The organism is Fusibacter sp., from assembly GCF_057447755.1.
Genome location: NZ_JBVBZF010000239.1, coordinates 1 through 5,569 on the forward strand (window position 1 = coordinate 1; position 5,569 = coordinate 5,569).

The 5,569-nt window shown below is 37.7% G+C and carries 5 protein-coding genes; all 5 read right to left on the reverse strand.

Annotated elements, in window-relative coordinates; all coding sequences use genetic code 11:
• A partial coding sequence (locus tag AC220I_RS17435; RefSeq protein ID WP_486725142.1) for a hypothetical protein occupies positions 1-1,353 on the reverse strand: 1,353 nt, incomplete at its 3' end.
• Positions 1,354-1,373: 20 nt separating this feature from the next.
• Positions 1,374-2,579, reverse strand: coding sequence for a glycosyltransferase family 4 protein (locus tag AC220I_RS17440; protein ID WP_486725143.1), 1,206 nt, complete (start codon positions 2,577-2,579; stop codon positions 1,374-1,376).
• Positions 2,576-3,739 carry a hypothetical protein gene (locus AC220I_RS17445; RefSeq protein ID WP_486725144.1) on the reverse strand — a complete coding sequence of 388 codons (1,164 nt, stop codon included), beginning with the start codon at positions 3,737-3,739 and terminating at the stop codon, positions 2,576-2,578. The genes AC220I_RS17440 and AC220I_RS17445 overlap by 4 nt, the downstream gene beginning before the upstream one ends.
• A 226-nt stretch (positions 3,740-3,965) precedes the next feature.
• Positions 3,966-5,099, reverse strand: coding sequence for an aldo/keto reductase (locus AC220I_RS17450; protein ID WP_486725145.1), 1,134 nt, complete (start codon positions 5,097-5,099; stop codon positions 3,966-3,968).
• A 102-nt stretch (positions 5,100-5,201) separates the two neighbouring features.
• Positions 5,202-5,569, reverse strand: a 368-nt coding sequence (locus tag AC220I_RS17455; protein ID WP_486725146.1) for a hypothetical protein, incomplete at its 5' end; no start/stop codon positions are given.

A 5,569-nucleotide genomic window follows, 5' to 3' on the forward strand; every position in this document is an offset into this window, starting at 1 on the left:
GACGATGTCAATAATTCGCTCCAGTTCCTTATCGGTGAAAATATTAAAGAAGGAAATGGCATTTAAGGACGCCTTAATCTCCATACGGTCAACTGTTACTATTTTCTCAATTTCTTGCGCTGCCTTTTGTCTTGTTAAATTGTTGAGTTCCATTTCGTTTCGGATTACAGTCCTGTGAATACCTGTTAGATCCACAAGTTTTACCCACATCTTTTGGGCATCCCGATAGGTTTCAAAGGTATCGAACTTAGGTATCGCTTCATACTTGCTCAAATAAATATTTTCGATTGCGCCTCGGCAATCATCAACTTTTCCCTCAGCCAAGTAGTCAAGCGCCAAAAGGATATTAGTCTTGTATATTTTATCTTCCAAATCATCTGTAAGGAAATCACCTGGATATGGCATAAAGTCTTCAGCAGATACTTTCTTCATATTGCTGTGCTCCACTTGATTGTCAATCTTTGATTTTTCATACAAAAACCGATAGATATCCTCTCGGGTTCTCTTCCAAATTGGATGGTGCTTAGGTGGCGGTAAATGCTTGATGTTCAACTTGTTGTCGAGGAAAAAGTCAAAGCCATACATCTTTGCATTTAAGAGATAATCAATATCCTCACCTCTAGTTACTTTTGGATCGAAGGGCACAATTCTAAACATGTTCTTATGAATAACCATTAGCCCCCCAAAGGCAAAGGGAGTGATTTTGATCCGAGGTCCAGCTGAAATAATTTTATCAAAGGCCTTGGCTTTAGAACCGAAACGATCCCAATAGGTCATCCAAGCTTGCATTTCGACGTCATCGTAGTATTCATCCTTCTTGTTGAGATAATAACCCGCAACGCCATAGATAATAGAACCGTATTTTCTCTTACCAATAAACTCCACAGCCATATCCACAAAATCAGGTTTTTCAAAGACTTCATCATCATCTATTAATATGGCCACATCACCCCCCAAAATCTGACTGACATATAGGCAGATGTTTCTTACATTTGAGTAGCCCTTAATGTTCAAAAGCTCTACCTCTTCGTTTAAGCCTTCATGTCTGAGGATTTCTTTGATATTGTCCAAGTTTTTGGGTGTAAAAATATAGGTTTCAACAGTAATTTGTGATTTTTCGACAATTTCCTTTGTCTTCTGTGCAGCGAGATCAGCAATCTCGTCAGTAGTAGGACAAACTGGAATTACCAGTTTGAAGTTTTTATTGTTTAGGATCTTAATACTTTCTAGTGTACGGCCTAGGGTGCCTTCTTCATCTATAGGTGTCGGGTGGTCGTAAACAGCATCGCCCTCTTTCCAGCCTTCTGCTCTGGACCTTTGCCAATAAGTTGGAATAACCATTACGATTCTCATAAATAACCTCCTTCGTTCTCTTATGCCTTGACGATTTTCATATACATTTCTTCAACTTTTTTTATAGAAATATCTCTGGAAAAATTGAGTTTAGCATACTTGTGGCAAACCTCAGACATCTCTCTTTGGCCATTTTGGGCGATGATTTTACAAATGCTGGCAGAGAGCGCTGAAGCATCCTCAACTGGTACAAGATCACCAACCTCTTTTGTGATAAAATCTGGAAGACCACCTTGATTGGTGCCCACAACTGGCGCACCGCACGCTAGTGCTTCAATAGCAACAAGTCCAAAGGGTTCAGTTCTAGATGGCACACAGCTTACATTGGCAATGTTATATAAATCCACAAGTTCTTCTTGATAAATATGTCCCAGAAAGTGTGTTTTGCTCAAACTTAAATTATTCTTTTGGTGAACAAGCGAATCATAAAGCTCACCATTTCCGGCAATTATGGTTACCGCATCATCTTCAAGTGCTTTCTCATATAGTTTAGCTGCATCCAATAGAACATCTACGCCCTTAAAGTGAGCGAGTTTCCCTGCAAAAAAGACAATTTTTTCACCATTGTAGCCTATACCATATTTACTTAAAACCGCTTTAGGCTCAAGTGATTTCATTTTGAAGAGCTCAGGATTGTAGCCATTTAGAATTAAGCTGCGTTTTTCCTTTGGCACTTTTAAAAGTTCTTCCACTTCCTGATCCACCTGTTTGGAAATCGTAATGACTTTCGAGGCTTTTTTTGCACCTTCTAGGGCATATTTATGGTATCGATCATCTTTAACAAAGCCTTTTAAATCGGTTCCGTGAGCTGTTATGATATATGGAACATCAAATAAACTTGCAACATAAGGTGTCAACCATAAATGCTGAGCATGGATAATATCCGGTTTAAAACTTTGGATCGCTTTGTTTGTGGCATCTTTAAAGGCCTTAATGTATATTTCAATTTCTGCCTCACTTAGATTATAGAAGGTATTTACACTTCTTGGATGAGAGGTAAAGCATGGAAAGTCAAAAGGAACCATAACCTCATCTTCTTTATTATAAGTGTCGCTCTTGAAGATAATCGGCATCGATTCGAAAGTCTCATACTGCGTTACATAATGTTCAGGATAGATGACCATGACTTCATTGCCAAAGTTTACAAGTTCCTCTGCTAGATTTCTTGTGTAGATGCCACTGCCAGATCCTTCTAATGGAAAATGATTAATCAATAATATCTTCATCCTTTTCTCCCTCCAATTACTTTTGTGATTTCTGCCCACGAAGCCTTCACTTCTTCATATCGTGCTATCATAGCGGGTAAATTTTCAAGCGCACAATCAATAGCATATGGCAATTTTAAAAACCGCTCATCCTTTGTATATTGAGAAAGTGCTTTAGCGCCAATTATCATTTCTTTTTTTTGTGCCTCAGCAATTCGTGCGGAATCCTTGCCAAGTATGTGATTCAAAAAGGGATTTCTTCCAATCCATCCCATGGAAGCGTAAAAAAGCCTATCTTTTATAAGAGGATCATTTAACAAGTCAGGTTGCCTTGGGTATGTACCAAAAGTATCATGAATAATTTTAACGTCTATGTCGATTACCTTTAACTTGTTTTGATCAAAAAATATGCCCATAGTGGTATCCTCACCTCTTGTGAGGTAATACCGGTCCTCCATCTTATAAAAGAAGGAAAAAAACGGTGGTATTCGGTCAAGAAAGCTGGTTCTCATGGCCAAATTGCCTCCCAGCAGTTTATTGGTAAAGATTGGTGTCCTATAGGGTTCCCTGATCCCTAACTTTAAACAATGATGTAAATCTGAGCTGCTCATATAAGGGATTGCACCTTCCTTTTGAATCCCAGTTAGAAAGGCATCCATGTGATTAAACTTCATAGGGGGCAATATAAAATATCCTGAATAATCACTGGTTGTTGCCGCAACATCCTTGAACAATAGATGGTTGAGGTGAACGCCAACAAAATCAATTTCTTCACATTTTCCCTCGTGATAGAGGACACACGGATGAACATCACTGTCGATAAAATAGACGATGTCCATATCATCCAGAAGTGCTTGCAGCAAAACCAAATTTCGCTTCTTTGAATATGTTACAAGCCCTGTTTTCTCAAAGTCACCCATATCTAAGATTCTTTCTATGGCTTTTTCAGTTACCCCCATCATTTTTAGTGTCTCATACATGTTTTCTAATCGATTCACATGTATTAACTTAACTTTGACGAAAGTTCTCACGTTTTCGAGATAGCCACGATCAATATCCTGTGAATATATAACAATCACCTCGTCAATTGTATGTCCAAATTGCTTGGCGTTGAGCAAAAAATCAATTAGTGTTACTTTGTCATCTAATCGGTTGACGATTAGACCAAAGCATTTTTTCATAGTCATCCCTACTTTCAAAATCTCAGATTACAATGCTTTTACCCTTTTTAATATGGAATATTCATCATTGGCAAGTCTTTCGGACTTAGCATTTCAAAATAAATAAAAAAGTTGACTCTATCCTTGTACATTTTGCCTTCTAAGCCTCAATGTTCAAGTTCAAGAATCAACTTTGGTTTATACATTATATAGGATTTGGGTTAGCCTATCTTAAATTTAAAGATTTCTAATTTCCAAAATATGCTTTTGCTGTTTTTAAACGCTCTATAATCTGAATCTGCTGTGGGCACTTGGGTTCACATTCGCCACATGCCACACAGTTGCTTGCTTTCGCTTCAGGCGCTAAAAACGCTTGATAAGAACTATTGGCACCTTCAAAATTGTTGAACATATTGCCTCTGTTATAAAGGGCAAACACCCTAGGTATTTCAACACCATGCGGACATGGCACGCAGTATTTACAATCCGTACAAGGAATTTGAACCTTCTTATCATAAGCCTCTCTCACCTTAGCGATCATAGCATGATCCTCTTCAGAAAGTGAGCTTGCTTCAAGTCGATCTGCAATTTCAAGATTCTCCTTCAGCTGGTCTAAGTTGGACATACCACTTAGGACTACTTTTACGTTTTCAAAATTTGCAATATAACGCAAAGACCATTCGACAGGCGACCATTTTCTTGGCGATTCTTGCCACAAGTCAACTATGTCATCTGAAGGTGTCGCCAGCATGCCACCTTTTAAAGGTTCCATAACCACCATTGGAATTCCCAAATCTGAAGCAATTTGAACGCCCTTTAAACCCGCTTGTTCATTGATGTCCATATAGTTAAATTGAATCATGCAGACATCCCAATTATAGGCTTTGATAATTTCTTCAAAAGTTTCATAGCCATCATGAAATGAGAAACCGATATGCTTAATTTTACCCTTAGCTTTCATCTTGTCGATTTCATTGAAAATATCAATCTTCTTATAGTTTTCCCATCTTTTCTTGTCAAGGGCATGCAAAAGATAGATATCTAAACAAGAAACCTGTAATTTTTCAAGTTGCTCATCTAAGTATTTTTCAAAATCGCTGGGTTGTTCGATTAGCCAACTTGGTGATTTAGTAATCAAAGTAACCCTTTCTCTATAGCCATCTTTAAGTGCTTTTCCGACGATCGTTTCACTATTACCGCCATGATAAGGATATGCTGTATCGATATAGGTAACCTCATGATCAATTGCATATCGAATTAACTCGATTGCTTTTTCTTCATCTATCTGATGTGCTTTGCCTTCTACAATCGGTAGTCGCATGCAGCCAAGTCCAAGTATAGATGAATTAATAGTTGTCTTTCCAAGCTCTCTAAATTTCATGGAACCTCCTCATTTTAAACGCCATAGTATATACTGTTCGTATATTTCGGTTTGCGAAATATCTTATTTTATTTTACCTTTTTTTAGTGACCACCGTCAATCCTAAAGTGAGCCTTTTAAAATAGAAGCATTTAAATCAGAATCCAAAATAACCCAATCCTTATTGTACCTCTTGCGAATTTGATCCAGTATATATTGACCCATTTGATCAAATAAGGCTTCATCTATTTCTGTATTGCCAATAGGTTCCACCATGAGATGAACTTCTGAGCAATATTCAGTTTTCCCTATGCAATTCATACGATAGAAGGTAAGCCGACACTTTTGATTTATCTCTTCTTGTCCATCTGCATTTACCTTTAAACCATTGAGCAAACCTTCCCAGACCACTGGTATTACAATATCGTTTAAATCGCCAGCTTGAGCGATCTGTGCTCTTAAAATACCACATGTAAATCTTATTTCAAAAA